This is a genomic window from Streptomyces sp. NPDC058008 (assembly GCF_042886395.1).
GTDB lineage: Bacteria > Actinomycetota > Actinomycetes > Streptomycetales > Streptomycetaceae > Streptomyces.
On record NZ_JBHVQX010000005.1, the window covers coordinates 246037 to 271632 of the forward strand.

Genomic DNA, 25596 nt, shown 5'->3' on the forward strand with positions numbered 1-25596 from the left:
CCGCATGAGCAGCCGGAGACTCTTCGTCGCCCTCCTGCCGCCGGAGTCCGCCGCCGAGGAGCTGGCCGCGGCCGTCGCGCCGCTGCACGAGCTGCCCGGTGCCGGGGAGCTCCGCTGGACCGCGCGCGCGGGCTGGCACTACACGCTGGCCTTCCTCGGGAACGTCGACGAGGAGGTGCTGCCCGGGCTCCGCACCCGGCTGGAGCGGGCCGCGCACCGGACCGGCCCCTTCCCGCTCCGGATCCACGGCGGCGGCCGGTTCGACGGGCGGGCGCTGTGGGCGGGGGCCGCGGGCGGCCTCGACACGATGCGGCTGCTGGCGGCGCGCGCGCACGCCGCCGCGCGCAGGGCGGGGATCCCGGTGGAGGAGCACCACCGTCACACCGCCCACCTCACGCTCGCCCGCAGCCGTGGCCAGGCCGACCTGGCCCCGTACGTGGCGGCGCTGGAAGGCTTCGACGGCGGGTGCTGGGAGGCCGGGGAGCTCAGTCTCGTACACAGCGTTCCGCCGGCCGGCGGGGTGCCGGGGGCACGGCCGGGGTACGAGGTGCTGCGGGCCTGGCCGCTGGGGCGGTGAGCGGGCCGGTTACGCTCGTGGGGTGGACCCCAAGACCAGAAACCGCATCATGGCCGCCGTGCTCGTGCTGATGTTCGTCGTCGTGGCCGCGGCCTCCGCCCTCGGAGGCTGACCCCGGGGGCGGAGGCCGCGAGCGCGCGCCGCGTCCCTACCAGGCGAAGTTCTCCGGCGACGGGCCCGGACCCGGGAAGATCTCCTCCAGGGCCGTCAGCACCTCCTCGGAGAGTTCCAGCTCCACCGCGCGCAGCGCCGAGTCGAGCTGCTCCTGGGTGCGCGGGCCGGAGATCGGACCCGTGACGCCGGGCCGGGTGAGCAGCCAGGCCAGGCCAGCCTCGCCGGGTTGCAGGCCGTGCTTCTCCAGCAGGTCCTCGTACGCCTGGATCTGCGCCCGCACCTTCGGGTCGGCCAGCGAGTCGGCCGACCGGCCGGAGGTGGACCGGGCGCCGCCGCCCTCGCGCTCCTTGCGGATCGCGCCGCCGAGCAGCCCGCCGTGCAGCGGGGACCACGGGATGACGCCGAGGCCGTACTCCTGGGCGGCCGGGATGACCTCCATCTCGGCCCCGCGCTCCATCAGGTTGTAGATGCACTGCTCGCTGACCAGGCCGTAACTGCCGCGCTGCCTGGCGACCTCGTTGGCCTGGGCGATCTTGTAGCCGGCGAAGTTGGACGATCCCGCGTAGAGGATCTTGCCCTGCTGGATCAGTACGTCGATGGCCTGCCAGATCTCCTCGACCGGGGTGGACCGGTCGACGTGGTGGAACTGGTACAGGTCGATGTGGTCCGTCTGGAGCCGCCGGAGGCTGGCGTCGACGGCGCGGCGGATGTTGAGGGCGGACAGCTTGTCGTGGTTGGGCCAGGCCTCGCCGTCGGCCCCCATGTTGCCGTAGACCTTGGTGGCGAGGACGACCTTGTCGCGGCGGTCGCCGCCCTGGGCGAACCAGGTGCCGAGGATCTCCTCGGTGCGGCCCTTGTTCTCACCCCAGCCGTAGACGTTCGCGGTGTCGAAGAAGTTGACGCCCGCCTCCAGGGCGGCGTCCATGAGCGCGTGGCTGTCGCTCTCGTTGGTCTGGGGGCCGAAGTTCATCGTCCCCAGCACGAGGCGGCTGACCTTGAGTCCGGTGCGTCCGAGCTGCGTGTACTTCATGAGAGCCCACCCAACGCCTTCGAGCGTGCTCGAAGCAAGCGGTCCTCAGGCGCGCCGCGCGAACCGGTCCAGGGCGGCGAGCACCGTGCGGGACGTCTCCGGGCCGCCCAGGTGGCCCGCGCCGTCGATCACCGTGAGTTCCGCGTCCGGCCACGCCTTCGCCAGCTCCCAGGCGGTGGTCAGCGGTCCGCCCAGGTCGAAGCGGCCGTGCACCAGCACCCCGGGGATGCCCGCGAGGCGGTGCGCGTCGCGGATGAGCTGTCCTTCCTCCAGCCACGCGGCGTGCGCGAAGTAGTGCGCACAGATCCGTACGAAGGCCAGCCGGTCGCGGCCGGGCCTCCCGCTGTACGGGGGCGGGCCGGTGTACGCCTCCATGGACAGCACCGCGTCCTCCCAGGCGCACCAGTCGGCGGTCGCCCTCGCCCGCACCTCCGGGTCGGGGCTCTCCGTCCGGCGCGCGTACGCGGCGACCAGGTCACCGGGGCCCTCGGCCTCCGGGACACCCGCCCGGAACAGGTCCCATGCCTCGGGGAAGATCTGCCCCGCTCCCCGGTACAGCCAGTCGATCTCGCTCCGCCGGGTCGTCGTCACGGCGGAGATCACGATCTCCGAGACCCGCTCCGGGTGCTGCTCGGCGTAGGCGAGGATCAGCGTGGATCCCCAGGAGCCCCCGTACAGCAGCCACGTCCCGATGCCGAGGTGCTCGCGCAGGAGCTCCATGTCGGTGATCAGGTGGGCCGTCGTGTTGTGCCGCAGGTCGGCGGCTGGGTCGCTCGCGTGCGGGGTGGAGCGGCCGCAGTTGCGCTGGTCGAAGAGCACGACGCGGTAGAGGTCCGGGTCGAAGTACTGCCGGGCCCGGGTGCCGCACCCGGAACCGGGACCGCCGTGGACGACGAGGGCGGGCTTCCCCGCGGGGTTGCCGCAGACCTCCCAGTGGACGAGGTTGCCGTCGCCGACGTCCAGCATGCCCTGGTCGTAGGGCTCGGACGGCGGGTACTTCTCGTCGGGCTTCCTGTCCACTGCGGCGGATCCCCTCGGTCGGTGGGTGCTGCTCGGTGGAGGTGAACGGGGTGTCGGCCGTGTTCTCCGAGTCCACGTCGTCCAGGCTCCACACCCGGAACACGGGGGTGTCACCGCCCGAACCCACCTCGGCGGGCACGCGGGTCTCCACGGCGAACCGGCCGTCGGGATCGGCGGTGACGTCGCGCACCTCGCTCTCGACGGATCCGCTGTCCCGGAAACCGATGCGGATCCGCTCCTCCGGAGCGAAGCCGCCGGCCTCGATCGTCACCTTGGCGTCCACGGCCGCCCTGTAGGGGGTCACGGTCACGCGCGGCGGGGAGTGCGGAGTCGAGGAATCGGCCGCCGGCAGAGTCCGCACCGAGGGGCCCGGCCGGTCGGAGGAGGGGCCGGACTCCCCGGCCGAGGCGGGTGCCGTCACGGATGTCGTCGCGGGTCCGGTGCGCAGGCCGTCCGTAGGGGTATCCCCGTCGGACGTCACGGCCGTGATCACGGCGGCGATGACCGGCCCCGGTGGCTTCCGCGCTGCGGGGCCGGAGGATGCGGAGGCGGGGACGGTGTCGGCGGGCCGGAGGGCGGGGGTGGGGCTGGACACGTGGATCCCCCCTGTGCGCTCGTCATGCCCGGTGGAGCCGCTCAGGCTACCGACCGGGGCATCACGCGTGCCGCTCCATCACCCCCGGTACCCGCCGGGTCGGCGGACCGGCACCGGGTGGCTCCCGTGCGTCACGGGGCGATGGGCAGCCGGCGCTTGTGGTCGGTGAGGCGGTAGCGGCCGACGATGGTGTCGAAGGTCCGCTCGTCCACCGGCCTGCCCTCCAGGAAGTCGTCGATGGCGTCGTAGGTGACCCCGAGCGCGTGCTCGTCCGCCTTGCCCGGGGCGAGGGTCTCCAGGTCGGCCGTCGGCACCTTCCCGACCAGCTCGGCGGGTGCGCCCAGCGCCTCCGCGACCGCGCGGACCCTGCGCTTGGTGAGCCCGGTCAGCGGGACCAGGTCGGCGGCGCCGTCGCCGAACTTCGTGAAGAAGCCGGAGACCGCCTCGGCGGCGTGGTCCGTCCCGACGACGAGGCCGTTGTGCGCGCCGGCCACCGCGTACTGGGCGATCATGCGCTGCCTGGCCTTGACGTTGCCGAGCACGAAGTCCTGATGGTGCGGGTCGCGGAAGGCCACGTCGCCGGTGAGCAGGGACTCCTGCATGGCGTCGGTCGCGGGCCTGATGTCCACGGTCAGCACGTGGTCGGCCTGGATGAAGGAGAGTGCGAGCTGGGCGTCGTGCTCGTCGGCCTGGACGCCGTAGGGGAGCCGCATCGCGTAGAACCGGGCGTCGTGGCCCGCCTCCCGGACCCGCTCGACGGCGAGCTGGCACAGCCGCCCGGCGGTGGTGGAGTCCACGCCGCCGCTGATGCCGAGCACCAGGGAGCCCAGACCGGTGGAGGTCAGCCGCTCGGCGAGGAACGCCACCCGGCGCTCGATCTCCTTCTCGGCCTCGAAGGTCTCGGCGACCTCGAGCTCGCGGGCGATCTCCTGCTGTAGGGCGATGGCCGCCGACTCGCTCACGTCTGGTCCTCTTCCGGTTCACGATGGGCTGTCGCGCCCACCCTACCCAGGGGCTTCCGGCCGGTCCGGGGGCGTCCGGGCAGGGGCCGGCAGCGCGGTGCCTGGGGAGGGTGGCGGCGGCCCGGCCGCCCCGTCGGCCCGGTGCGCCGACGGGGCGGCCACGGCAGCGGGCCGCGCCGGCCGGACGCGATCCCGACGACGAGGAACAGCGCGGACGCCCGGCTTCCCGCCGGCCAGGACCGTAGGGTCCGGCGCGTAGCCGTGCGAGGCGCCGATCCCTCCGGGCTCCGTCCGGTCCGGCGCGTGACCGTGCGAGGCGCCGATCCCTCCGGGCTCCGTCCGGTCCGGCGCGTGACCGTGCGAGGCGCCGATCCCTCCGGGCCCCGTCCGGCCCCGTCCGCACAGCTGACGGGGAGGATCCGGCGCAGTGGACGGAGAAGATCCGGTTCCGGTCACGGGGCAGATCCGGCCCGGCGGCCGCCCTGGGCCCGAACCCGCCCCGCGTGCCGAACTGGTGGCCAGCCTGCCGAACCGGCCTCCCGTGTGCGGAACCCGTGGCCGGCCTGCCGAACCGGCCTCCCGCGTGCCGAACCGCCCTCCCGCGTGCCGAACCCGTGGCCCGCGTGGGCACCGGGTGCCCGCTCTGTGCCGCCGGGACCGTCAGCCCCTGACGGCCACGTGGTACGCCGACGCCCACAGTGTCACCGCGGAGGCCAGACCGACCACGGCCCGCACGCTCTCGTCCGACAGGCCGGCCGCGAGGAGTGCGAGGCCGAGCACCGCGACGGCGCAGAGCAGGGCGGCCGTGCCCTTGTACTGCCACTGGTCGTAGAGGCGTGCGAGCGGAAAGAAGTGCAGGCCCACCACCAGCGCGATGGCCGGGGGGATGAAACCGGGGTGGCCCGAGGCGTTGGACGCGGCGATCACCGCGAAGACCGCGGCCAGTTCGACGACGTTGACGACGCCGACCGAACGCGCCCAGTTCGCGGGCAGGCCGACCATCCGGGGCGAAGGGGCCGCGCCCTTGCGGTAGGCGAGGAAGACCGCCACGGCGGCGACCGGCACGGCGGCGATCTGCACCGCCCGAGCCGCTCCCGAGGACGCGAGTCCCGACGCCCCGGCGAAGGCCCAGACGAGGGCGAACACGGAGAGGACGACGGTGCCCCGGCGGCGCAGGGTCCGGGTGAGCGCGGCGCATTCGGCGTCCGGGACGGAGGGTGTCGTCGAGGGCGTCGGCTGGATCATGGGGCGACAGTACAGCGGTTGCCGGGCCGGTTCGGCGGGTTCGGCCCGGAGGGCGAAGGCCTCCACTTGCGGAGCCTTTCCGTCCGGCCCTCACCGGCTCTGAACTGCCGCTTTCCCGGCACCCGGACGCCCCGGCCGCCACGGCGGACCGGCCCGGGCCGGGGCCCGGGCGGTACGCGTGGTGACGGCCACGGGCCGCGTACGGGGTTCCGGCCGTGCAAAGCTGGACCGGGACCCGCTCGACCGGGTCCACGAGCGGTACGACGAGGAGGTTCCGGCGTGGACGCCACCCCGCGGGTACTGGCGGTGCTGGACGAGATCCTGGCCTCCGCCGCCCCCACCGAGCGCGGCGCCCTCTGGCATCTCGCCGAGCAGGGAAGGGAGTTGGACGCGAACGTCGTCCGTCTCCCCCCGGGGGCCGGGGTCGGCGAGCACCAGGAGGACGTCCTGGACGTGCTCCTCGTCGTCCTCGCGGGCGCGGGCAGCCTGCGTACGGGCGACGGCGGCACCCTGGACCTCGTCCCGACGACGGTCACCTGGCTGCCGCGCACCTCGCGCCGTTCGCTGGAGGCGGGGCCCGAAGGACTGACCTACCTCACGGTGCACCGCAGACGTCCGGGACTCACCGTCAAGCCGGCCGTGCGCCCGCCCGCGTACGAGGGCGGCGAGGCGCCCTGCATGCTGGACCTGGTGTGCCCGGAGTGCGGGCGGCTGTCGGCGGACCGGGCGCCGAAGTTCTGCGGCGCGTGCGGGGAGCGGTTCCCGGAACGGTGAGGGCCGGGAGATCGGCCGGGGGCTGAGCGCCGAGGGCCGAGCGCCGAGGGCTGAGGAGCAGGAGGGGCGGCCGGGTGCTGAACGGTGGGCGCTGAGCGCGGTGCCCGTGCCGAAGCCGGTTCGAGCGGGCGGGCCGGTTCGCGTACAAAGCCGGTTCGAGCGGGCGGGCCGGTTCGCGTACGAAGCCGGTCCGAGCGGGAAGCAGGTTCGCGTACCGGGCCGGGCCGTCAGGTCCCCAGGCCCGCGTCCCGTGCCAGCAGCGCCGCCTGTACCCGGTTCTCGCACTCCAGCTTCGCCAGGATGCGGCTCACGTAGGTCTTGACCGTGGCCTCACTCATGTGGATCCGCTGACCGGCGTCCGCGTTGGACAGGCCCTCGCCCAGCAGGGTCAGCACCTCCCGTTCGCGCTCCGTCAGCTTCTCCAGCCTGCGGCGCGCCCGTTCGGCACGGTCCGCGGTCCCGCCGGACGCGAGCGAGTCCACGACGTGCCGGGTGGCGCCGGGAGACAGGTACGCCTCTCCGGCCGCCGCCGCCCGCACCGCCCGCATGAGTTCCGCGGGTGCCGAGTCCTTCAGCAGGAAGCCCGCGCTGCCCCCGGTGAGGGCGCGCAGGACGTTCTGCCGTTCCCCGAAGGTCGTGAGGATCAGCACCCGCACCCCGGGGGCCGACCGGCGCAGCTCGGCCAGGGCCGTCAGGCCGTCCATGACCGGCATCTGGAGGTCGAGCAGCGCGACGTCCACGCGCTGCGACCGGGCCAGTTCGACGGCCTCCCGGCCGTTCGACGCCTCCGCGACGACGTCTATGTCCTCGGCGGAGGAGAGGATCATCCTGATGCCCGCCCGAATGAGCGGCTCATCATCCGTCACAAGAACCCTGATCACGACTCTCCTGAACGGTTCTGAGCGATCACTCCGGCGGGGACCTGGTCATCATCCCCGATCCGGCGGCCGGGCCGGAAGCCGAGGCGCGGAGCCCTCAGGCCTCGGTCTCGAAGGTGGCCTTGTCGACGAGCTTCCCGTCCTTGAAGCAGAACCGGAACACCGGCTCCTTGTCCCAGCTGCTCCCGAGCTCCGTGGAGAGCAGGACCAGGCAGGTCGTGCCCTCGGGCGCGGGCGGCGCGTCCTTCGCCATACCGCTGTTCAGGAACGAGTCCCCGCTCGGCAGTTGTCCGCGGACCTCCGCCTCCGTCTGGCCGATCGTCACCGCCTCGTACTGCTTCGGCTCGATCATGGCCTTGTCCGCCTCCCGCATGAGGAAGATCCCGCCGACGACGACCGCGGTCACCAGCACCACGACACCCAGCGCCGCCACACCGCAGCCGATCGCTATGCCCTTACGGTTCTTGTCCCTGCTCATTACCCTGGCCAACTCCTTCGGGAGACCGTGCCGGTCGATGACGGGATCACTCTCACCGAGGGGGTCCGCCGGGTTCTGCGCCCGAAAGTCGTCCGTGGGGGCGACGAAGGTCGTCGTGCCGTCGTCGTGCGGCGGGTTCGCGAGGCCGCCGCCCGGCGAGGTGTACGGCAGTACGGCCGCCAGCCGGAAACCTCCGTCCGCCGTGGGGCCCGCGTGCACCATGCCGCCGACGAGCCGGGCCCGTTCCCCGAGCCCGGTCAGCCCCTGCCGGCCGCTCGGCACACCGCCGCCGGGCTCCGCCGAGGGGCCGTTGGCGACCTCCACCACCAGCGAGTCCGGCTCGTAGCGCACCCCGACCATGATCGGGGCGCCCGGGGCGTGCTTGTGCGCGTTGGTCAGCCCCTCCTGCACCACGCGGTACGCCGTGTGGCCGGCGCTCGGGGCGAGCGGGCGCACGTCGCCCGTACGCCGCAGTTCCACGGCCGTACCGGCTGCCCTGGAGGCGTCGACCAGGCTGTCGACGCCGGCCACGCCGCGCGCCTGGGTCCCCGCGCCGTCCCCGTACCCCTCGGCGTCCTGGCCGGTGCCGTCCGGGCCGGGTGTCCCGGGACCGTCCCTCAGCACGCCCACGACGTCCCGCAGTTCACGCATCGCGGCCACCGAGGCCTCCCGCAGCACACCGACGGCCTCCCGCTGCTGGTCCGTCAGCGCGCGGTCCACCTCCAGGGCGCCCGTGTGGACCGCGATGAGGGCGAGCTGGTGGCCGAGGCTGTCGTGCATGTCCTGGGCGATGCGCTGGCGTTCCCGGATGCGGGCGTGCCCGGCGATCATCGCGCGCTCGCGCAGGAGCTGGGCGTTGTACTCGCCGAGGGTCTGGGCCAGGGTCCTGCGCTGCGACCAGTAACGGCCGGCCAGGCCCGGCAGGACCATCGGAACCAGCAGCAGGAGTCCCGCGAAGGCCACCATCGGCACGGTGGGGTGCGGCAGTTCCCACACGACCGACAGGCCGAGGGAGAGGGTGTAGGCGACGGTGAAGACACCGGCGGCCCTGCCGAGCCCCTCGATCCTGCGGCCGGCCGACCAGGACGCGACGAAGACGAGCGGAGTGAAGCCGCTGGCCACGGCGCAGCCGACGGCCGCCACCAGCAGCACCGTCGCGGGCAGCACCCGGCGCAGCGGGGACAGCAGCGCCACGCCCACCCCGGCGGCGACCGCCTGCGCCGTGCCGTGGTTCTCCAGGAGCCCTCCCTGCACGGCCAGCAGGGCGAGCACCGGGCTCAGCAGGGATTCGCCGGCGATGCGCCGGGCCGACCACATCCCGGTGGTGAAGAGGGCCCGGCCCGGTACGGTCGGCCGGAAGGCCCTCGGAGGGCGCACCGCCGGTGTCGCGGGGGCCGGCGCTGGGGAGGTCATGGAGTCCGCACGAGTCACGCCGCCACGGTAGGGCGCCGGAGCCGCCGGCCGCCTGGGCCGTTCGTCGCGGCTCCCGACGACGAAAGTCGTTCCCTTCGGCCACCACCCGGCGCACACGCGCCCCGGGACGCCCCCGAGGACGCCCGCGTGCCGGGCACCGGGCTCACGCCAGGGAGAGGAACAACTTCTCCAGACGGGCGCGCATCCGGTCCTTGTCGGCGGGGGACTGCCCCTCCTCGGCCAGGCACTGTTCGAGTCCCGCCGCGATGACGGAGAACCCCGCCCGGTCCAGGGCTCGTGACGCGGCGGCCAGTTGCGTCACGATCTCCTCGCAGTCCCGGCCCTCCTCGATCATCCTGATGACCCCGGAGATCTGTCCCTGGGCCCGGCGCAGCCGGTTCAGGACGGACTTCAGCTCGTCGGCCGCCATGTCGAGTCGCACGGTTCCTCCTACGTTCGCTACATACCCCCCTGGGTATGTTAGGCCCCCGTGCGGGGTGTACCCGGCGCCACCCGGCACCCGGTGCGTACGCCCAATGTGCCCGCCGCTCCGCGTCCGTAGCGTCATGGACGTGGCGCAGAGCGCGTCCGGCGAGCAGGGGGTGAGGACCATGTCCGACCGTGAGCGGCGGCCCACCGGACGGAGCGGCGAGGCGCTGCGGCTGGTTTCGGTGAGCAAGGTGTACGGGACGGGGGACGGCGCCGTGACCGCCCTGGACGGGGTGACGCTGAGCCTGCCGGCCGGGAGCTTCACCGCGGTCATGGGCCCCTCGGGTTCAGGGAAGTCCACGCTGCTCCAGTGCGCGGCGGGCCTGGACCGCCCCGACCAGGGGCAGATCCTCGTGGGCGGCGAGGAGATGGGAGGTGTCGGCGAAGCGGCGCTCACCAGGTTCCGGCGGGACCGGATCGGCTTCGTCTTCCAGCAGTACAACCTGCTGCCCACCCTGACCGTCGAGGAGAACACCGCGCTGCCGCTGCGGCTCGCCGGCCGGAAGGCCGACCGGGAGAACGTCCGCGCGGTCCTCGCCCAGGTGGGGCTCGGAGGGCGGCTCGGTCATCTCCCGGAGGAGCTCTCCGGCGGACAGCGCCAGCGCGTCGCCATCGCCCGCGCCCTGGTCACCAGGCCGGGCCTGATCTTCGCCGACGAGCCCACCGGAGCCCTGGACACGCGCAGCGCACGCGAGGTGCTGCGCCTGCTGAGGGAGACCGTCCGCCTGCACGGCAGCACCGTCGTCCTCGTCACCCACGACCCGGTGGCCGCCTCCTACGCCGACTCGGTCCTCTTCCTCGCGGACGGGCGGCTGGCGGGACACCTCGCCGCGCCCACCGCCGTGGCCGTCGCCGAGCGCATGACCCGCCTCGGGGACCGCCCGGCCGGACGCCGGGCGGCCGACAGCCCCCTGACGGAGGTGTGAGCGATGCTCTTCCTGGCCGTGCGCTCGATCCGCAAGCGACCCGGGCGCTTCCTCGCCACCCTGCTCTCGGCGTTCCTCGGGGCCGTGATCATCATGACGTTCGGTTCCCTGCACGACACGGCGGCGGCCCCCGGGGTCGACGGGGCCAGCGCGGACACCATGACCATCGCCGCGAGCGTCGTCGGCGGATACGGCTCCCTCCTCGTCTTCTTCGCCATCGCCTCCACCCTCACCGTCGCCGTACGCCAGCGCGCCGAGGAGATCCACCTGCTGCGCTGCACCGGAGCCACTCCCGCCCAGATCTCGCGCATGGTCGTCGGGGAGTCCGCGGTGGTGGCGCTGGCAGGCGCGGTCCTCGCCGTCGGACCCGCCGTACTGGGCGGCCGGGTGCTGCTGGACCTGTTCCGGGACAGCGGCCAGGTCGCCGCCACGGTCGAACCGGCCTTCGGTGTGCGGGCACTCGGGTCGGGCTTCGGCATCGCGGTCCTCGCCTCCGTCGGCGCCGCGTTCCTCGCCGTACGCCGCGCCACCCGGTCCGCCGCCGTGGCCCGCCACCCCAGGGGCCACCGCGCCCGCACGCCGGCGGGATGCGCCGCGCTGGTGGCGGGCACCGGAGGCGTCCTGAGCACGTACGCCGTCGACAGCTCCGCCCAGACGCTGATGGCGTTCCCCGCGTACGGCGCCATCCTGCTGTCCGTCGGCTTCGCCGTGCTCGCCCCGTCGCTGCTGGGCCGTCTCCTGGACCTGCTCCGGGCCCCTCTCGCCGCGTTCGGCGGTGCGGGCGGACACCTGAGCGCCCGCAATCTGCGCCGACGCGGGGCGGAGTCGGCCGGGGTGCTCATGCCGATGATCATCTTCACCGGGGTGGCCACCGCCACGCTCTACATCCAGGGGGTGGAGAGCGCCTGGGTCGAGGCGTCGGGCCCGGGCCGGAGCATCGACGACAAGAACGTGGAGACCCTGAACCTGGTCGTCGTCGGGATCATCGTCGCCTTCTCCTGCATCATGCTCGTCAACACCCTGTACGCAGCGACGTCGCACCGGAGCCGTGAGTTCGGCCAGCAGCGTCTCGCCGGGGCGACACCCGGCCAGGTCCTGGGCGTGGTGGCCCGGGAGTCGGTGATCCTCACGCTGACCGGCCTCGTGCTGGGCACCGTCGCGGGGGTCGCGGGGATCATCCCCTTCACGATGGTCCGCACCGGCCACGTCCTGCCCGACCAGGGGCCGGGTACCTGGCTGGCCGTCCTGGGCGTCGCCACCGCGGTCACCCTCGTCACGAGCCTGGGCACCGCGCGCCGCGCGCTGCGGACACCGGCGATCGACGCGGTCGCCGTCGCCGCGTGACACATGCGACCGACGCCTCCCGAGCCCCCGCGGCCCCCGACCGCGGGGGCTCGGGCGCGGGAGCCCGTCACACCGCCGCACGTTCCCGCTGCCCGTGCTCGTCGGCGCTTCCCGTACGCCGGCCCCGTCGCGCATCCGCCTGCTGCCGGACCCCCGTGTGACCGAGGCGCGACCGGGTCGAACCCCTTCAGCGACACGACGCCGCGAGGCCGGTCGCCGGGTGGTGACAGCCCGTCCGGAGGCGCACCTGACCGGCTGCGCCCACGGCGAAGCCACCCGCCGCCCCCGCTCCGGGAAGCTGCTCCCGCCCCCGGCCGCCGAGAGCGCGTTCGCCGGGAGCGTGTCCGACGCCCTGCGCGACGTCCTCGCGTCGGCTGCGCCCGCCTTCCTCGCGGAGGCCGCCGGACCGTGGGCGGCGACCGGTGAGCTCCACGCCCCGGGCCCCTCCCGGGTGAGCGCGCTCCAGGCGGTGACGCTCCCGTCGGAGCCGGCCGTCCGCACACGGACGACTGGTGAACGCCCGTACTGCCGTGGGGTGTTGTGGGCGTTCCGTGGAGCAGGTGCCGAGGTCGGACCGGCTGCGGACATCTCCGCGTTACCACTTCCGGGTTCACCGGAGTGCGCAACTCCACCCCCGAAGTACACAACCGTGCACAGTCGGCCTGTGATGCTGGTCACGTCGGGCGTTCGTCGGCACGCTTGGCTCATGGATGAAAGAAGTTCACTGGACCCGGTGCCCTGCTGGGTGCCGGCGGCCGGGCACGCCCTCCGGCATGTCGGGGTCCACTTCGACGCCGTGCGCGTCATCGGGGTGGCCGGCGAACAAGTGGCTTACGAACTGATGCAGTTCACCGACTTCGTCGCCGGCCCGATCGTGCGCTCGGGGGTCGGTGACCGCAGTACGTACTTCCTGCTGCCGCCGCAGAGCGCCGCCGCGTACCGGTGGCCGGCCGGGGCGCGGCTGATAGGACGGGACCTGCGGTGCGACGCGTTCGTCGGGATCCCGGCACTGGAGGGCAGGACGTGGCCGCTGGACTGGCGCTCGCGGCCCACCGGGGAGGCGCCGTTCGTCGACGTGAAGCTGCTGCACGAGGTGGCGGTGACCGTGCTGACGGGCTGAGTTGACCCGTGATCGCGGAACCGGGCATATGCGGAACGGAGGCCTGCGGGGGTGCGGTACCGTAATCGCGTCATCACGTTCCGTGCGCATGGAGCGCGCGGGCGGCCCCCGGGGGTGCTACCAACACCAGCCCGAGGGCCTTCACCCACGAGTGGAACCAGGAGTCCACCGAGATGCTTCGGCATGCTATCGCGCCCTCCCGGCGCTTCACGAAGGCTTCGCACGACGTCGTACGCCACGCGCGGCTGACCAGCGACGCGAAGATTCTGCTCCTGGCCGTGCAGGGGCTCCCCGAAGAGCAGGCGGCCCGGCCGCTCAGCGAGCACGCGCGCAGGCTGGGCATCACGGGGCGGGCGTACCAGAAGTCCAAGGAACTGCTGGTCGCGCACGGTTACGTCCATGAGTGGCGCGATCAGGGTGAGCGCGGGCGCTGGGTGACGGTGCAGCTGCTGTCCAACGTGCCCCTCACCCCCGAGGAGGCCGCCGCGCTGCGCCGGGGCGGGGCCGGGGAGTCACCGGGTGTCCCGAAACCGACGGTCGGTGGACCAGCCGGTCGGGTGGTCGGCCGTCAACTACCGGTGGACGAAGAACGGGAGAAGAACTGCTCCCACCCACCCTCCGAAGCCCAGCCCGTGGCGGGACCGGACGGCGGCGCCGGGACCGACGGGTGCCGGAGCGCGGAAGTGGCCGAAGGGGAGCGGGTGTTGCTGTCGCTGCGTCATGTGCGGCGCGAGCTGTACCTCGGGGCGAAGGAGGCGAGGGGGCTCGCTGAGCTCGCCGCCCGCTGGCTGCTGCGCGGGGTGTCGGCGGGTGAGCTGCGGCGCGTGCTGACCAGCGAACTGCCCGGCGACGGGGTGCGGTCGGCGGCCGGGTTCCTGCGGTTCAGGCTGGTGCACGGCATGCCGCCGGAGCTGTCCGGCGCGGCGGCACCGCCGTCCGGTGCGGCGCCCGCCCGGGTCCCGGAGCTGGTGACGTGCACGGCCGCCGGGCCGGAGGGGGATCCGCACGTCTTCCGGCCGGTCGCCGACGAGACCGAGTGCGGCCCCTGCCGCAGGCGGGCGGCGCGGGAACGCTGGGAGGCGCGGCAGGCCCCGGCGGAGGCCGGGCCCGGTGTGCTGCCGTGGCGGGAGCGCTTCGCGAAGCTCGGGCAGCCCGAGGGCGCCGGGGCGGTTCAGTCCGCCTGGTAGCGGAGTCCGTCGACGAGGAGGGCGATCATCCGGCGCGTGTGGCCGCTGCCGTCCTCGGCCGCGGGCAGGGTCAGGTTGCGCGTGGCTATCAGCAGGTCCTCGGGGTCGACGTCGGACCGGATCTCGCCGGCCTCCGCCGCCGTCCGGACGAGCAGCGTGAGCGCGGGCATGAAGCGCTGCTCGAAGTAGGACGGCAGGCTGTCGTACGCGGAGTCCCCCGAATGCAGGGCGGCGCTCAGGCCGCGCTTCGTGGCGAAGAAGAGCGCCAGGCGCTGGAGCCACCGGGTGAGCGCCTCCGCCGGTCCGTGCTCCGCGGCGAGGACGGGAGCGGCGTCGGCGCAGGCGTCGACCTCGTGGCGGAAGACCGCGGCGATCAGGTCGGCGCGCTGCGGGAAGTGCCGGTAGAGGGTGCCCGCCCCCACGCCCGCCTTCGCGGTGATCTGGCGTACGGGTGCGTCCACACCCGAGGTGAGGAACACCTCCGCGGCCGCCGTGAGCAGCGCGTCGGTGTTGCGCAGCACGTCGGCGCGCACCCGCTTCGGGGGCTGCCCCCCGGTGGCGGCGTCGGCTTCCCGGGACGTGTCGTCGCGCACGATGGCTTCCCTTGCTAAACGGAACGCTGTTCCGTATTGTCGAATCTGAACGTTGTTCCGTTTTTAGTCTAACGTCCGTGCAGGGCGTCCACCACGGAGCGAGGAGCTTCATGAAATACCGCACGCTGGGCCGGACCGGCATCAAGGTCAGCCCCTACTGCCTGGGCGCGATGATGTTCGGCGCCATGGGCAATCCCGACCACGACGAGTCGGTGAGGATCATCCACAAGGCGCTCGACGCGGGCGTCAACTTCGTCGACACCGCGGACGCCTACTCGCGCGGCGAGTCCGAGGAGATCGTCGGGAAGGCGCTCCGGGGGCGCCGGGACGACGTCGTGCTGGCCACCAAGGCCCATCTCCCGATGGGGGACGACCCCAACCGGCGGGGCAACTCCCGGCGCTGGCTGGTCCGCGCGCTGGAGGACTCCCTCCGCAGGCTGGGGACCGACCACGTCGACCTGTTCCAGATCCACCGGCCCGACCCGGACACCGACGTGGAGGAGACGCTCTCCGCGCTCACCGACCTCGTGCGCGCCGGGAAGGTCCGGAGCATCGGGTCCTCCACCTTCCCCGCCTCCGGCATCGTCGAGGCGCAGTGGGTCGCTGAGCGGCGCGGCCTGGAGCGGTTCCGCACCGAGCAGCCGCCGTACTCGATCCTCAACCGGGGGATCGAGCGCGAGGTGCTGCCCGTCTGCGAGCGCTACGGCATGGGCGCACTGGTCTGGAGCCCGCTCGCGGGCGGGCTGCTCACCGGCCGTTACCGCAAGGGCCGTACGGCCGACACGCACCGGGCCGGCTTCGGCTTCGCGCACATGAGCGACGAGCGCAGGCTGGACGCGGTCGAGCAGCTGATCCTGGTCGCCGAGGACGCGGGGATGCCGCTGACGCACATGGCGGCGGCCTTCGCCATCGCCCACCCCGCCGTCAGCTCCGCGATCATCGGCCCGCGCACGATGGCCCACCTCGACGACCTCCTCGCGGGTGCGGAGGTCGAACTGGACGACGAGACCCTGGACCGGATCGACGCCGTCGTGGCCCCGGGCACCGACGTCGGGGCGCTCGACATGGCATACCACGCGCCGGCCGTCGAGCTGGCGCGGCTGCGCCGCCGCCGGCCCGAGGAGCGCTCGGCCGCCTGATCCGGCGGCCCGGGGTGGCGGAGCGGGCCGTTCCGGCACCCCGGGAGCCGGTCGTGGCCGGACGCCGGCCGCGCGGGGTGGTGCGGCTGGCAGAATTCGCCGTATGGCGGACATCATCTCGCGCGACGGCACGTGGAGCTTCGACGGGGACGCGGTGCGCATCGTGCCCGGCAGCAAGGCGCACCCGGTGCGCCAGGGCCTCGGCGAGTTCTCCGTACCCCTGGAGGCGGTGGCGGGCGCCTCGTACGAGCCGGACCGCAAGGGCGGCAGGCTGCGACTGCGGCTGCGCAGCGGGGCCTGCCCGGTCCTGCGGGCCGCGGACGGGCGGCTGAAGGACGCCGCCGACCCGTACCAGCTCCTGGTCGACAAGGACCGTACGGGCGTGGCGGAGTACCTCGTCCACGAGATACGCAACACCCTGCTGATCGAGCAGGTGCCCGATGGGCCGGTGGACCGCTTCCTGCTGCCGGGCCCGTCGGTGCCGGTGTCGGGCGGGGGCGGGGACGGTACGGCGTCCTTCGACGGGGAGACGGTCCGCCTCACCTGGAACTGGAAGGCCGAGGAGTCCAAGACCTCGGGCGGTGACAGCGCCTTCCCGCTGTCGGAGGTGACCGGGGTGCGCTGGATGCCGGCGATCGGCCTGGAGAACGGCTCCCTGCGATTCGACCGCAGGGGCATCGTCCAGACCATGACGGCCGAATTCGACCCGTACTCACTGGATCTGTGGGGCCTGTCGAAGCGGGAGTACACGGCGGTCCTGGTGGCCGCCGCCGTGCTCGTCCGCCTGCCGTCGTCCGCCGAGCCCGCCGCGCCCGCCCCGGTCCTCGAAGCCGCCCCCGAGCCGGCCCCCGCCCTGCCGCCCGTCACCGAACCCGGGCCGCCCGCCGCCGAACCCGCTTCGCCCGCCGACGACCACGACGTGCTGCTGCGGAGGCTCCGCGAACTGGGCGAGCTGCACGCGGCCGGCGTCCTGACCGACGAGGAGTTCGACCTCGCCAAAAGGGCTGTCCTGAAGCGCTTCTGAGGGAGTGTCCGAAGCCCTCCGCGACGCGGCACGGCAGGCGGCTCCCCTCACGCGCGCCGGGGCCGTCGGCGGGACCGGGGGAGGCGGTTCAGCCGCAGCAGGCGTCCCGCTCCAGGGCGGGGCTTCCGCCCATCTGCCCGGCGTCGGCCTTGACGACGTACACCTCCCACGGCTCCCTGCCGGGGCCGTGCACCCACACCTTGTCCTGGAGCGCGTAGCAGCACGACGTGTCGTTCTCCTCGAAGGCCGCGAGCCCCGCGTCCCGGAGCCGGGCGGTGGCCGCCGTGACCTCGTCGGTGCTTCCGACCTCGACGCCGAGATGGTCCAGGCGGGTCTCCTGGCCGGGCTCGCCCTCGATCAGCACCAGCTTGAGCGGCGGGTCGGTGATCGCGAAATTGGCGTAGCCGGGGCGGCGCTTGGCGGGCTCCACGCCGAAGAGCCGGGAGTAGAAGGCCACCGACGCTTCGAGGTCGGCGACGTTGAGCGCGAGCTGGGCACGGGACATGACCGTCTCCTCGTCATGCTGGCGCGATCGGGTACCGATCGCTGTATTGATGTCTTTCGATTCAAGCTTGCGTCCTGGATCGAAGAACGTCAACATAGAAGCATGTCTAAACAAGAGTTCGTGGTGCTCGGCCAGGACGGCGCCGACGGCTGCTGCCCCACCCTGCTGGCCGCCCCGCTGGAGGAGGACCAGGCGGAGGCGCTGGCGAAGGTCTTCAAGGCCCTGGGTGACCCGGTCCGGCTGCGGCTGCTCTCGATGATCGCCTCACGGGCGGGCGGTGAGGTCTGCGTCTGCGACCTCACCCCGGCCTTCGACCTGTCCCAGCCGACGATCTCGCACCACCTGAAGCTGCTCAAGCAGGCCGGGCTCATCGACTCGGAGCGGCGGGGGACCTGGGTGTACTACCGGCTGCTGCCGGAGACGACCGACCGCATGGCCGCGGTCCTCACCCGCCCCGCCGGGGCCGCCCGATGAGTGCCCCTCCCGCCCCTTCGGGCCCGGTCGGCGCGCGGATGACGTTCCTGGACCGGTTCCTCGCCGTCTGGATCCTGATCGCCATGGCCGCCGGGCTGGGTCTCGGACGGCTGGTGCCGGGCCTCGGCGACGCGCTCGCCGGGGTCACCGTCACGGGGGTCTCGCTGCCGATCGCCCTGGGCCTGCTCGTGATGATGTACCCGGTCCTCGCGAAGGTCCGCTACGACCGGCTGGACAGCGTCACCCGCGACCGGCGCCTGCTCGTCCCGTCCCTGGTCCTCAACTGGATCGCCGGGCCGGCCCTGATGTTCGCCCTCGCCTGGCTCTTCCTGCCCGACCTGCCCGAGTACCGCACGGGGCTGATCATCGTCGGCCTCGCCCGCTGCATCGCCATGGTCATCATCTGGAACGACCTCGCGTGCGGTGACCGCGAGGCCGCCGCCGTCCTGGTCGCGCTCAACTCGGTCTTCCAGGTGGTCGCGTTCGGCCTGCTCGGCTGGTTCTACCTCTCCGTGCTGCCGGGATGGCTGGGCCTGGAACAGACCGCCCTGGACGTCCCGGTGGGGGAGATCGCCCGCTCGGTGCTGATCTTCCTCGGCGTCCCTCTCCTGGCCGGGTTCCTCACCCGCAAGCTCGGCGAGAAGGCCAGGGGCCGCACGTGGTACGAGACGAGGCTCCTCCCCAGGATCGGCCCGTTCGCCCTGTACGGGCTGCTGTTCACGATCGTCGTGCTCTTCGCCCTCCAGGGCGAGGCCGTCACCTCCGAGCCGCTCGACGTCGCCCGGATCGCCCTGCCGCTGCTGGTCTACTTCGCCGTCATGTGGGCCGGGTCCATGGCGGTCGGGCGCGCGGTGGGACTGGGGCACGCCAAGGCGACGACGCTGGCGTTCACCGCGGCGGGCAACAACTTCGAGCTGGCCATCGCGGTCGCGATCGGCACCTTCGGCGCCGCCTCGGGGCAGGCGCTCGCCGGGGTCGTCGGCCCGCTCATCGAGGTCCCCGTCCTGATCGGCCTGGTGCGTGTGGCCCTCGCCGCCCGCCGCTGGTTCCCCCGGCCCGCCGTCCCCGCGGACGGGCCTGCCGCCACCCCGGAAGGATCCGCCCGTGTCTGAGCACGCCCCGTCCGAAGGGGCCCTTGAGGCCCGGCCGTCCGTGCTGTTCGTGTGCGTGCACAACGCCGGACGCTCGCAGATGGCCGCCGCCTTCCTCGCCCACCTCGCGGGGGACGCCGTGGAGGTCCGCTCGGCGGGCTCCGCACCGGCCGACGCCGTGAACCCCGCGGCCGTCGAGGTGATGGCGGAGGCCGGTGTCGACATGTCCCGCAGCACCCCGAAGATCCTCACGGCCGACGCCGTGCGGGCGTCCGACGTGGTGATCACCATGGGGTGCGGTGACACCTGCCCCGTCTTTCCCGGCAAGCGGTATCTCGACTGGCGGCTCGACGACCCGGCCGGACAGGGACGTGACGCGGTCAGGCCGATCCGCGACGAGATCGAGCGACGGGTCCGCGCCCTGCTCGCGGAACTGGGCGTCGCGACCGCGTGACCGTGGAAGCGTTCCGGGCCACCACCGCCGTGCGTGAGGGGCATGCGCCGCGCCCGGGTGCCACCGGCCGCTGAGCAGGCGATTTCTGTACACCTGTGCGAGGAGTCACCGGTCCTGGCGGACTGTGGGCCCGGCGGCGCGGCGTGGGCCGCGTACGGCGTGGCCGGCCCCGACAATGGCGCACGCGCCATCCAGAGGCGCCCGACGTTCTCCGGCCCACACGGTCCGCCCAACCGCGGCCGTGCGAACGGGGTTTGTGGCAGACCAAGGAGGACCCGTGGTGGATGTCCCGGTGGACCAAGTGACCGGCGCGGTCGACGGTGCGCGTGCGCGGGCCCGTGGGCAACTCCTCGACGCCGGCCTGGAGATGTTCGGGGTGTACGGCTACGCGCGGACGACGGAGCAGGACCTGTGCGCGATGGCCGGGGTGCCGGAGGAGGTGTTCTGGGAGGAGTTCGGCTCCCGGGAGGGCCTGCTGATGGCCCTGCACAACCAGATCACGACCGCGGGGCTGCGGGCGGCCGAAGTCGCCCTGCTCTCCGAGGGGATGGACGACTGCCCGGTGGGGCAGCGCTTCCGGCGGCTCTTCGACGCGTACGTGGTCGCGGTGACCCGCGACCTGCGCGAGGCGCGGGTGACGTTCGTCGAGGTGCTGGGCGTGAGCCCGGCGGTGGACGCCCACTGCAAGCGGTGGCGCGACCTGTGGGCCGACTTCCTGACCGGTGAGGCCGAACGCGCCGCGGTGCGGGGCGAGGTGGAGGAGCGGGACCACCGGGTCGTGGTGATGGTCATGGTGGGCACGGTCCACGAACTCATGGCCCACCACGCCCGCCGACCGCGCAGGGCCCGGCCCGACGAGGTGTCGGAGGAGCTGACCAAGCTGGGGCTTGCGATGCTCGGAGTGGAGATGGTGGTCTGAGCGGGGCCGGGGGGCCGTTCACCCGGGCGCCCGTACCCGCCGGGTGACGCCGGCACCCGCGGTTCCCGGTGGCCGCGGCGCCTGGGCATCCGCCCGGGGGCGCGGCCGCCGTCCTCACAGCCTGATGTCGGCCGCCACGGGCAGGTGGTCGCTGCCCGTCGCGGGCAGGGTCCGGACGCGGACGACCGTCGCCGACCGGGTCAGGACCTGGTCGATCCTGGCCACCGGGAACGCGGCCGGCCAGCTGAACGCGAACCCCGGTCCCGGGGGGCCCATCAGCGAGGTCACCGGCTCCAGACCGCGGTCGTCCAGCGTGCTGTTGAGGTCGCCGAGGAGGATCACCCGGTCCAGGGGCTCCGCCGCGAGCTCCTTGCCCAGGAGGGCGGCGCTCTCGTCGCGGCGGGCGGACGTGAGCCCGGTCGTGGGGCCGATCCGGATCGACGGCAGGTGGGCGACGTACACGGCGACGTCGCCCCGCGGTGTCCGCGCCGTCGCCCGGAGCCCCCGGTCCCAGCCCGCCCCGACGTCCTGCGGCCTGATGTCCACCAGGCGCACGGCGGTGAGCGGGTGCTTCGACCAGAGTCCGACCGTGCCCCTCGTGGCGTGGTGGGGGTAGTCCGCGGCCAGGGCCGCCTCGAAGGCGGGCAGCGCCGGAGCGGTCAGCTCCTCCACGGCTATGAGGTCCGCGCCGGCCCCGGCCAGCGCCCGCGCGGTGCCGCCCGGATCGGGGTTCTCGTCGCTGATGTTGTGCTGGACCACCGTGAACCCGCCGTCCCCCGCCCGGCCGCCGGAGAACAGCAGGCTCCCGAACAGGACGGACCAGGCGACCACGGGCAGCAGCAGCGCCGCCGTCGCCAGGAACGAGCGGCGCAGCACCGCCAGGACCAGCAGGACCGGGACGCACAGCCCGAGCCAGGGGAGGAAGGTCTCCAGCAGACTGCCCGCACGGCCCGGGGTGTTGGGGACCAGGCCGGGAAAGACCAGCAGCACGGCCACCAGGAGGCAGAGCAGGGCGACGACCCGGCCCCGCCTCCAGCTCCAGCCCCGGCCCGGCGCCCGTCCGTCCCGCTCGCTCGTCACTCGCCCGCACTCCCGCCCGGGCGTCTCCCCGTGAGCCCCCGCACCGGGAAGAACGCCGGGCGCCCCGGCGCGGTTCCACGCCGCCCGCGCGCACCGTGGTTGTCAGTGACCGCCCCTACGGTGGAAAACATCGGCAGGACCGCGACGGACGACGTGTTTTGGGGCTGTGTCATGACGGGGACGGGGACAGGCGGCGCGATACCGGAGGAGTCCATCCACCCGGCCATCACGCACCCGGCGACGCGACGGGCGCTCGTCGACGGGGTGCTTCCGGGCGCCCACGCGATCATGCGGTTCCCCCACCTCCCCGGCTCACGCATGGTCACCGCCGCCCACCTCGTGGGGGAGCGGCACGGACCCGGCCGCCTCGATCCGCGTACGGGGGCCACCGTCGTCGTCGGACACCTGCTGGCCGAAGGGAGCGAGGCACAGGCGGTCGTCGTCGACGGCGGGACGGGCCGCGTCTTCAGCCTGCGCGGCTACGCCCCGGAGTACGCCCGGCTCACTCCGCTTGCCCCCTCGCTCGGCTCCCTCGCCCGCTTCCTGGCGGCCGTCGACGAACTCACGTCGCTGGAAGGACGGTTCGCGCATCTGAAGGGCCGGACGGGGGCGCACGTCGTCGCCGAGGCCTCGGCGCTCCTGCTCTCCGTCTTCACGGACGAGGACTGGGGCGAGGACGGCTGGGGGGACGTGGAGTGGAAGGGCGAGGTGCCGTCGGTCTGGCGGATGGCCGCGCTGTTCCGCCCCATGGCCCTCATCGCCGCACCGGGCAGGGGACTGCGCCTCGATCTGCCACCGGACTTCATCGAGGAGGAGTTCGGCGCGGACGAGGTCGTCCGGATCGCCCCGGCGGACCTGCCCGCGGTGCTGGAACACGGGCCGACCCGGCGCTTCCTCACCGAGGTCGGGCTCCCCCGGCACGGCCTGATGCTCTGGCTGGACGAGCCCGAGGACATCCTCAGGACCCTGACCGCGCTCCGCGCGGCGACCCGGGCGCACCCGGAACACCCCCGGAGTGCCGCGCCGCTGCCGGAGGGTTCGGACCACCTGCTGGTCATCGGCGGTCTGATGCACGACTTCGACGCCGTGATCGACGGCCGTACGGGCCTGGTGCACCACGTCCTCGGCGACGCCGGGACGGTGACCCCGGTCAACGCCGACGTGTCGACCCTGGCGTTCACGGTCTGGATGCACAGCCGGCAGCAGAAGCTCCAGGCGGAGTTCGGACTGGCGGGCAGCCTGGGGGAGTTCTACCACGAGGTCGCCGACACGATGGTCGCCGTGCTCGCCACCGCCGACCCGGTCGCCTGCCTCCCCACGGCCGGACCCGGTGACTTCCGGTACTGGCCCGAGGTGTTCCACGACGAGGCGGGCGCCGTGCTCTGACCTTCCGCCACGCGGCGGCGGTCAGGCCGTCGCCAGCGCTCCCGCGTACGGGCCGCCGACACCCCAGGCCCGGTGCATCGCGTCCGCGAAGGCTCCGGCCAGCTTGTGCTCGCCGGTCGGCCCGGGGTGCGTGCCGTCGTAGGTGTCCGTGTGGATGTCGTACCCCACGGGGTGCCCGGCCAGCAGCACCGGGGACGAGGGCGTGTCCAGGTCGGCCGCCGCCTCCGCGAGCAGGGCGTTGAAGCGGTCGCACTCGCCGGCGAAGGGCGCGTCGGACTCCGCCCTGACGTTCGGTATGACCGGGAGCAGCACCAGCCGGACCCGGGGGTTCGCGGTGCGGGCCGCCGTGACGAACGCCCGTACGTTCTCCGCCGTCTGCGCGCTGTTCGTGTAGAAGCCGAGGTCTATCAGGCCGAGCGAGACCAGCAGGACGTCGGCGCGGGCCGCCGTGACCGCGTCCGCGATGACGGGGGCCATGTGGAGCCAGCCCTCGCCCCAGCCCGCCAGATGACGGCGGGCGGACGCGGGGAAGGCCGCGTCGCCGTACGCGTGGGAGAGCGGGGCGTCCGCCTCGGTGTCGTACAGCTCGGTGCGCGGGCCCGTGATGGCGTACCCGCCGTCGCCGAGGGTCGCTTCGAGGTGCTGCCACATCCGGTAGCGCCAGGTGAAGTCGCCGCGACGCCCGATGGTCATGGAATCGCCGACGAAGAGGAAACGCATGGCGCCATCATGGCCGATCACCGCTCCGGGCTGCGACGTGACGGTGGACACTTGTCCCATGAGATCGCTGCTGACCGTCTCCGCCGCCGCTGCCCTCCTGTTCCTCACGGGGGCGGTGCCCGCCGTCGCGGACGACGGGGACGGAGCGGACCGCACCTTCACGATCGAGGACCCCCGGATCACCGAGTCCAGCGGTCTCGCGGCCAGCCGGATCCACCCGGGGATCTACTGGACGCACAACGACAGCGACGACGGGCCCTACGTCTACGGCATCGACTCCAGGACCGGGAAGACCGTCGCCACCATCACCATGACGGGCGTCGGGGAGCCCCGCGACGTCGAGGCCATCTCGCTCGGACCCGACGGCAACCTGTACGTCGGTGACATCGGCGACAACCTCGACGGAACCTGGGACCACGTCTGGATCTACCGCTTCCCGGAGCCCGAGAAGCTCGCCGACGCCACCGTACGGGCCACGCAGTTCGACGTGACGTACGCGGACGGCGCCCGCAACGCCGAGGCGCTGATGGTCCACCCCGTGACGGGACGGGTGTACATCGCCTCGAAGAACGAGGACGGCGGCGGGCTCTACGAGGGCCCGCCGAAGCTGACGACGGGCGGGAACAACGTCTTCCGGCGGGTGGGCGAGGTGCCGTGGGTGACCGACGGGGCGTTCTCGCCGGACGGCAGGAACCTCGTGCTGCGCTCGTACTTCAGCGCCCGGGGCTACGCCTTCGAGAACGGCAGGCTCGGCGCCGACCACGCGATCAGGGCGCCGTTCCAGGGCCAGTCCGAGTCGGTGACGTACACGGCGGACGGCTCGGCCCTGATGTTCGGCTCCGAGGGGAAGTACAGCGAGGTGGTGCGCGTCGAGGTGGAGGGCGGCGGCAGCGGGGACGGGAGCAAGGCCCCCTCCCCCGGCGGCGGGGGCGGCGGCACCTCGTCCGGGGACGACGGCGACTCGGCGAAGACCACCGCGACGGGCGGCGTCGTGGCCGGCGCCGTCGTCGTGCTGGCCCTGGTCGCCGCCAGGCGCCGCCGGAAGTAGCCCGGGCGCTCTCCCGGGCGTGAGGCGAACGGGCCCGTGGTGGCACAGTGGAAGGACCGTCCCCCTGACACCCCGGAGGCAGATCCTTCATGCGGCTTCTCCTCATCCGCCACGGTCAGACCCCTTCCAACGTCAAGCGGCTGCTGGACACCGCCGTACCCGGCCCGGGCCTGACCCCGCTGGGCCAGGAACAGGCGGCGGCCCTCCCGGACGCGCTGGCGGGGGAGGGGATCGACGCCCTCTACGCCTCCACCCTGCTGCGCACCCAGCTCACCGCCGCCCCGCTGGCGGCGCGGACCGGGCTCGACGTCCGGGTGCGGGACGGAATCCGGGAGCTGTCGGCGGGCGACCTGGAGATGCGCGGCGACGACGAGGCCGTCGAGACCTACATGACCACCGCCTTCGCCTGGTCGGCCGGGGACACCGGGCTGCGCATGCCGGGCGGGGAGAACGGGGTGGAGGCGCTGCGGCGCTACGACGCCGTCGTCGAGGAGGCCGCCGACAGCGGGGCCGGGACCGTGGCCATGGTCAGCCACGGTGCCGCCATCCGCATGTGGGCGGCGGCCCGCGCCGGCAACGTCGACGTCCGCTCCGCGTCCGCGCACGAGCTGCGGAACACCGGAGTCGTCCTCCTCACGGGTGCCCCCGGCCAGGGCTGGCGGGTCCTCCACTGGGAAGGCCGGGCGATCGGCGCGCAGGACAGCGGCACCGAGGCGAGCGGCCCCGCGGGCGAGGCGGTCGAGGACGCCGACGGCTAGGACGCAGGACGCTGCGAGGGCAACCTGAGGACGACGACGAAGGCCACGGCGGACGGCTGTTTCCGTTACTCCTTCGCAGGCACGTCCACCACCCCGGCGGTCGCCTCCGCCGCGGACCACGTCGACGTGAAGTAACCCTCGGGAGGGTCATCCGTCCTCCGGCAAGCGCAGAAGGCTCAGGCCGAAGGCCTTTCGGTCTGCGCCTCCTTGAGCCCCGGCTGTCTCCCGGTCGGCGGGCCGGTCAGCCGCTGCA

General features: G+C 73.6%; 27 protein-coding genes. 16 read left to right on the top strand and 11 right to left on the bottom strand.

The features are described 5' to 3' along the window. The first annotated feature begins 4 nt into the window (after positions 1-4). Positions 5-577: an RNA 2',3'-cyclic phosphodiesterase gene (thpR, locus tag ACFVS9_RS07280; RefSeq protein ID WP_389930764.1), complete on the top strand. Its 573-nt coding sequence runs from the start codon at positions 5-7 to the stop codon at positions 575-577. Positions 578-725: 148 nt separating this feature from the next. Here thpR and ACFVS9_RS07285 read toward each other — a convergent pair whose 3' ends face one another. Together ACFVS9_RS07285 and pip are read right to left on the bottom strand one after the other, a co-directional pair. Beyond that, on the bottom strand, positions 726-1721 hold the full coding sequence (locus tag ACFVS9_RS07285; protein ID WP_383113559.1) for an aldo/keto reductase: 996 nt from the start codon (positions 1719-1721) through the stop codon (positions 726-728). Between the two features lie 45 nt (positions 1722-1766). Next, positions 1767-2741 (bottom strand): prolyl aminopeptidase, encoded by a 975-nt coding sequence (gene pip / locus ACFVS9_RS07290; RefSeq protein ID WP_383113558.1) that lies wholly within the window; start codon positions 2739-2741, stop codon positions 1767-1769. Positions 2742-2791: 50 nt separating this feature from the next. Between pip and ACFVS9_RS07295 the strand changes: the two genes are divergently transcribed. Next, entirely contained in the window at positions 2792-3037 is a 246-nt protein-coding gene (locus ACFVS9_RS07295) for a hypothetical protein (protein WP_389930766.1), read from the top strand. A 430-nt stretch (positions 3038-3467) separates the two neighbouring features. On the opposite strand, the gene nadE is transcribed toward ACFVS9_RS07295, so the two are convergent. Both nadE and ACFVS9_RS07305 read right to left on the bottom strand, forming a co-directional pair. Next, entirely contained in the window at positions 3468-4298 is an 831-nt protein-coding gene (gene nadE / locus ACFVS9_RS07300) for an ammonia-dependent NAD(+) synthetase (protein WP_389930768.1), read from the bottom strand. 660 nt (positions 4299-4958) lie between these two features. Continuing rightward, complete coding sequence (locus ACFVS9_RS07305) at positions 4959-5543, bottom strand: hypothetical protein (protein WP_383113556.1); 585 nt, start codon at positions 5541-5543, stop codon at positions 4959-4961. A gap of 279 nt (positions 5544-5822) precedes the next feature. Here ACFVS9_RS07305 and ACFVS9_RS07310 point away from each other — a divergent pair, with 279 nt between their 5' ends. Next, a complete protein-coding gene (locus tag ACFVS9_RS07310; RefSeq protein WP_383113555.1) occupies positions 5823-6317 on the top strand; it encodes a hypothetical protein in 495 nt (164 codons plus the stop codon). 227 nt (positions 6318-6544) lie between these two features. On the opposite strand, the gene ACFVS9_RS07315 is transcribed toward ACFVS9_RS07310, so the two are convergent. The 3 genes from ACFVS9_RS07315 to ACFVS9_RS07325 form a co-directional block, all read right to left on the bottom strand. Then, positions 6545-7198: a response regulator gene (locus tag ACFVS9_RS07315; protein ID WP_383113554.1), complete on the bottom strand. Its 654-nt coding sequence runs from the start codon at positions 7196-7198 to the stop codon at positions 6545-6547. A gap of 94 nt (positions 7199-7292) precedes the next feature. Continuing rightward, on the bottom strand, positions 7293-8990 hold the full coding sequence (locus ACFVS9_RS07320; RefSeq protein WP_389930827.1) for a sensor histidine kinase: 1698 nt from the start codon (positions 8988-8990) through the stop codon (positions 7293-7295). 259 nt (positions 8991-9249) lie between these two features. Further along, entirely contained in the window at positions 9250-9528 is a 279-nt protein-coding gene (locus tag ACFVS9_RS07325) for a metal-sensitive transcriptional regulator (protein WP_383113553.1), read from the bottom strand. A gap of 169 nt (positions 9529-9697) precedes the next feature. Between ACFVS9_RS07325 and ACFVS9_RS07330 the strand changes: the two genes are divergently transcribed. The 4 genes from ACFVS9_RS07330 to ACFVS9_RS07345 all read left to right on the top strand — a co-directional run bounded on the left by ACFVS9_RS07330 (position 9698) and on the right by ACFVS9_RS07345 (position 14152). After that, positions 9698-10501: an ABC transporter ATP-binding protein gene (locus tag ACFVS9_RS07330; RefSeq protein WP_389930829.1), complete on the top strand. Its 804-nt coding sequence runs from the start codon at positions 9698-9700 to the stop codon at positions 10499-10501. Positions 10502-10504: 3 nt separating this feature from the next. Further along, entirely contained in the window at positions 10505-11845 is a 1341-nt protein-coding gene (locus ACFVS9_RS07335; RefSeq protein WP_389930770.1) for an FtsX-like permease family protein, read from the top strand. Between the two features lie 706 nt (positions 11846-12551). Next, positions 12552-12965, top strand: a complete 414-nt coding sequence (locus ACFVS9_RS07340) for a hypothetical protein (protein WP_383113551.1) — start codon at positions 12552-12554, stop codon at positions 12963-12965. A 173-nt stretch (positions 12966-13138) separates the two neighbouring features. Next, entirely contained in the window at positions 13139-14152 is a 1014-nt protein-coding gene (locus ACFVS9_RS07345) for a hypothetical protein (protein ID WP_383113550.1), read from the top strand. Here ACFVS9_RS07345 and ACFVS9_RS07350 read toward each other — a convergent pair. Next, on the bottom strand, positions 14137-14745 hold the full coding sequence (locus tag ACFVS9_RS07350; RefSeq protein WP_383113549.1) for a TetR/AcrR family transcriptional regulator: 609 nt from the start codon (positions 14743-14745) through the stop codon (positions 14137-14139). The genes ACFVS9_RS07345 and ACFVS9_RS07350 overlap by 16 nt on opposite strands. A 110-nt stretch (positions 14746-14855) precedes the next feature. On the opposite strand from ACFVS9_RS07350, the gene ACFVS9_RS07355 reads away from it, so the two are divergent. Together ACFVS9_RS07355 and ACFVS9_RS07360 are read left to right on the top strand one after the other, a co-directional pair. Further along, positions 14856-15884 (top strand): aldo/keto reductase, encoded by a 1029-nt coding sequence (locus tag ACFVS9_RS07355; RefSeq protein WP_383113548.1) that lies wholly within the window; start codon positions 14856-14858, stop codon positions 15882-15884. A 103-nt stretch (positions 15885-15987) separates the two neighbouring features. After that, the gene (locus ACFVS9_RS07360; RefSeq protein WP_389930773.1) at positions 15988-16908 is read left to right on the top strand and encodes a DUF4429 domain-containing protein; all 921 of its coding nucleotides are present in this window, start codon (positions 15988-15990) and stop codon (positions 16906-16908) included. Positions 16909-16996: 88 nt separating this feature from the next. On the opposite strand, the gene ACFVS9_RS07365 is transcribed toward ACFVS9_RS07360, so the two are convergent. Next, positions 16997-17413 (bottom strand): ArsI/CadI family heavy metal resistance metalloenzyme, encoded by a 417-nt coding sequence (locus ACFVS9_RS07365; RefSeq protein ID WP_383113546.1) that lies wholly within the window; start codon positions 17411-17413, stop codon positions 16997-16999. Between the two features lie 102 nt (positions 17414-17515). Between ACFVS9_RS07365 and ACFVS9_RS07370 the strand changes: the two genes are divergently transcribed. The 4 genes from ACFVS9_RS07370 (at position 17516) to ACFVS9_RS07385 (ending at position 20351) form a co-directional block, all read left to right on the top strand. Beyond that, on the top strand, positions 17516-17887 hold the full coding sequence (locus ACFVS9_RS07370; RefSeq protein WP_389930775.1) for an ArsR/SmtB family transcription factor: 372 nt from the start codon (positions 17516-17518) through the stop codon (positions 17885-17887). Next, a complete protein-coding gene (gene arsB, locus ACFVS9_RS07375) occupies positions 17884-18999 on the top strand; it encodes an ACR3 family arsenite efflux transporter (protein ID WP_383113544.1) in 1116 nt (371 codons plus the stop codon). The genes ACFVS9_RS07370 and arsB overlap by 4 nt, the downstream gene beginning before the upstream one ends. Then, a complete protein-coding gene (locus ACFVS9_RS07380) occupies positions 18992-19432 on the top strand; it encodes an arsenate reductase ArsC (protein ID WP_383113543.1) in 441 nt (146 codons plus the stop codon). The genes arsB and ACFVS9_RS07380 overlap by 8 nt, the downstream gene beginning before the upstream one ends. A gap of 277 nt (positions 19433-19709) precedes the next feature. After that, positions 19710-20351: a TetR/AcrR family transcriptional regulator gene (locus ACFVS9_RS07385; RefSeq protein WP_383113542.1), complete on the top strand. Its 642-nt coding sequence runs from the start codon at positions 19710-19712 to the stop codon at positions 20349-20351. 114 nt (positions 20352-20465) lie between these two features. On the opposite strand, the gene ACFVS9_RS07390 is transcribed toward ACFVS9_RS07385, so the two are convergent. Beyond that, positions 20466-21431, bottom strand: coding sequence for an endonuclease/exonuclease/phosphatase family protein (locus tag ACFVS9_RS07390; RefSeq protein ID WP_389930778.1), 966 nt, complete (start codon positions 21429-21431; stop codon positions 20466-20468). Between the two features lie 171 nt (positions 21432-21602). Between ACFVS9_RS07390 and ACFVS9_RS07395 the strand changes: the two genes are divergently transcribed. Beyond that, complete coding sequence (locus ACFVS9_RS07395) at positions 21603-22817, top strand: SUKH-4 family immunity protein (protein WP_389930780.1); 1215 nt, start codon at positions 21603-21605, stop codon at positions 22815-22817. Between the two features lie 21 nt (positions 22818-22838). On the opposite strand, the gene ACFVS9_RS07400 is transcribed toward ACFVS9_RS07395, so the two are convergent. Continuing rightward, the gene (locus ACFVS9_RS07400; protein ID WP_389930781.1) at positions 22839-23597 is read right to left on the bottom strand and encodes a GDSL-type esterase/lipase family protein; all 759 of its coding nucleotides are present in this window, start codon (positions 23595-23597) and stop codon (positions 22839-22841) included. Between ACFVS9_RS07400 and ACFVS9_RS07405 the strand changes: the two genes are divergently transcribed. Then, a complete protein-coding gene (locus ACFVS9_RS07405) occupies positions 23596-24585 on the top strand; it encodes a WD40 repeat domain-containing protein (protein WP_389930783.1) in 990 nt (329 codons plus the stop codon). The genes ACFVS9_RS07400 and ACFVS9_RS07405 overlap by 2 nt on opposite strands. Before the next feature lie 89 nt (positions 24586-24674). Continuing rightward, entirely contained in the window at positions 24675-25343 is a 669-nt protein-coding gene (locus ACFVS9_RS07410; RefSeq protein WP_389930785.1) for a histidine phosphatase family protein, read from the top strand. The last annotated feature ends 253 nt before the right edge of the window (positions 25344-25596 follow it).

Excerpts from the sequence above, each read along its gene's own strand:
- thpR (WP_389930764.1), top strand. The coding sequence starts at position 5 with ATGAGCAGCCGGAGACTCTTCGTCGCCCTCCTGCCGCCGGAGTCCGCC.
- ACFVS9_RS07285 (WP_383113559.1), bottom strand. The coding sequence starts at position 1,721 with ATGAAGTACACGCAGCTCGGACGCACCGGACTCAAGGTCAGCCGCCTC.
- ACFVS9_RS07305 (WP_383113556.1), bottom strand. The coding sequence starts at position 5,543 with ATGATCCAGCCGACGCCCTCGACGACACCCTCCGTCCCGGACGCCGAA.
- ACFVS9_RS07320 (WP_389930827.1), bottom strand. The coding sequence starts at position 8,990 with ATGTGGTCGGCCCGGCGCATCGCCGGCGAATCCCTGCTGAGCCCGGTG.
- ACFVS9_RS07330 (WP_389930829.1), top strand. The coding sequence starts at position 9,698 with ATGTCCGACCGTGAGCGGCGGCCCACCGGACGGAGCGGCGAGGCGCTG.
- ACFVS9_RS07335 (WP_389930770.1), top strand. The coding sequence starts at position 10,505 with ATGCTCTTCCTGGCCGTGCGCTCGATCCGCAAGCGACCCGGGCGCTTC.
- ACFVS9_RS07340 (WP_383113551.1), top strand. The coding sequence starts at position 12,552 with ATGGATGAAAGAAGTTCACTGGACCCGGTGCCCTGCTGGGTGCCGGCG.
- ACFVS9_RS07345 (WP_383113550.1), top strand. The coding sequence starts at position 13,139 with ATGCTTCGGCATGCTATCGCGCCCTCCCGGCGCTTCACGAAGGCTTCG.
- ACFVS9_RS07355 (WP_383113548.1), top strand. The coding sequence starts at position 14,856 with ATGAAATACCGCACGCTGGGCCGGACCGGCATCAAGGTCAGCCCCTAC.
- ACFVS9_RS07360 (WP_389930773.1), top strand. The coding sequence starts at position 15,988 with ATGGCGGACATCATCTCGCGCGACGGCACGTGGAGCTTCGACGGGGAC.
- ACFVS9_RS07365 (WP_383113546.1), bottom strand. The coding sequence starts at position 17,413 with ATGTCCCGTGCCCAGCTCGCGCTCAACGTCGCCGACCTCGAAGCGTCG.
- ACFVS9_RS07370 (WP_389930775.1), top strand. The coding sequence starts at position 17,516 with ATGTCTAAACAAGAGTTCGTGGTGCTCGGCCAGGACGGCGCCGACGGC.
- arsB (WP_383113544.1), top strand. The coding sequence starts at position 17,884 with ATGAGTGCCCCTCCCGCCCCTTCGGGCCCGGTCGGCGCGCGGATGACG.
- ACFVS9_RS07395 (WP_389930780.1), top strand. The coding sequence starts at position 21,603 with ATGACGGGGACGGGGACAGGCGGCGCGATACCGGAGGAGTCCATCCAC.
- ACFVS9_RS07405 (WP_389930783.1), top strand. The coding sequence starts at position 23,596 with ATGAGATCGCTGCTGACCGTCTCCGCCGCCGCTGCCCTCCTGTTCCTC.
- ACFVS9_RS07400 (WP_389930781.1), bottom strand. The coding sequence starts at position 23,597 with ATGGGACAAGTGTCCACCGTCACGTCGCAGCCCGGAGCGGTGATCGGC.
- ACFVS9_RS07410 (WP_389930785.1), top strand. The coding sequence starts at position 24,675 with ATGCGGCTTCTCCTCATCCGCCACGGTCAGACCCCTTCCAACGTCAAG.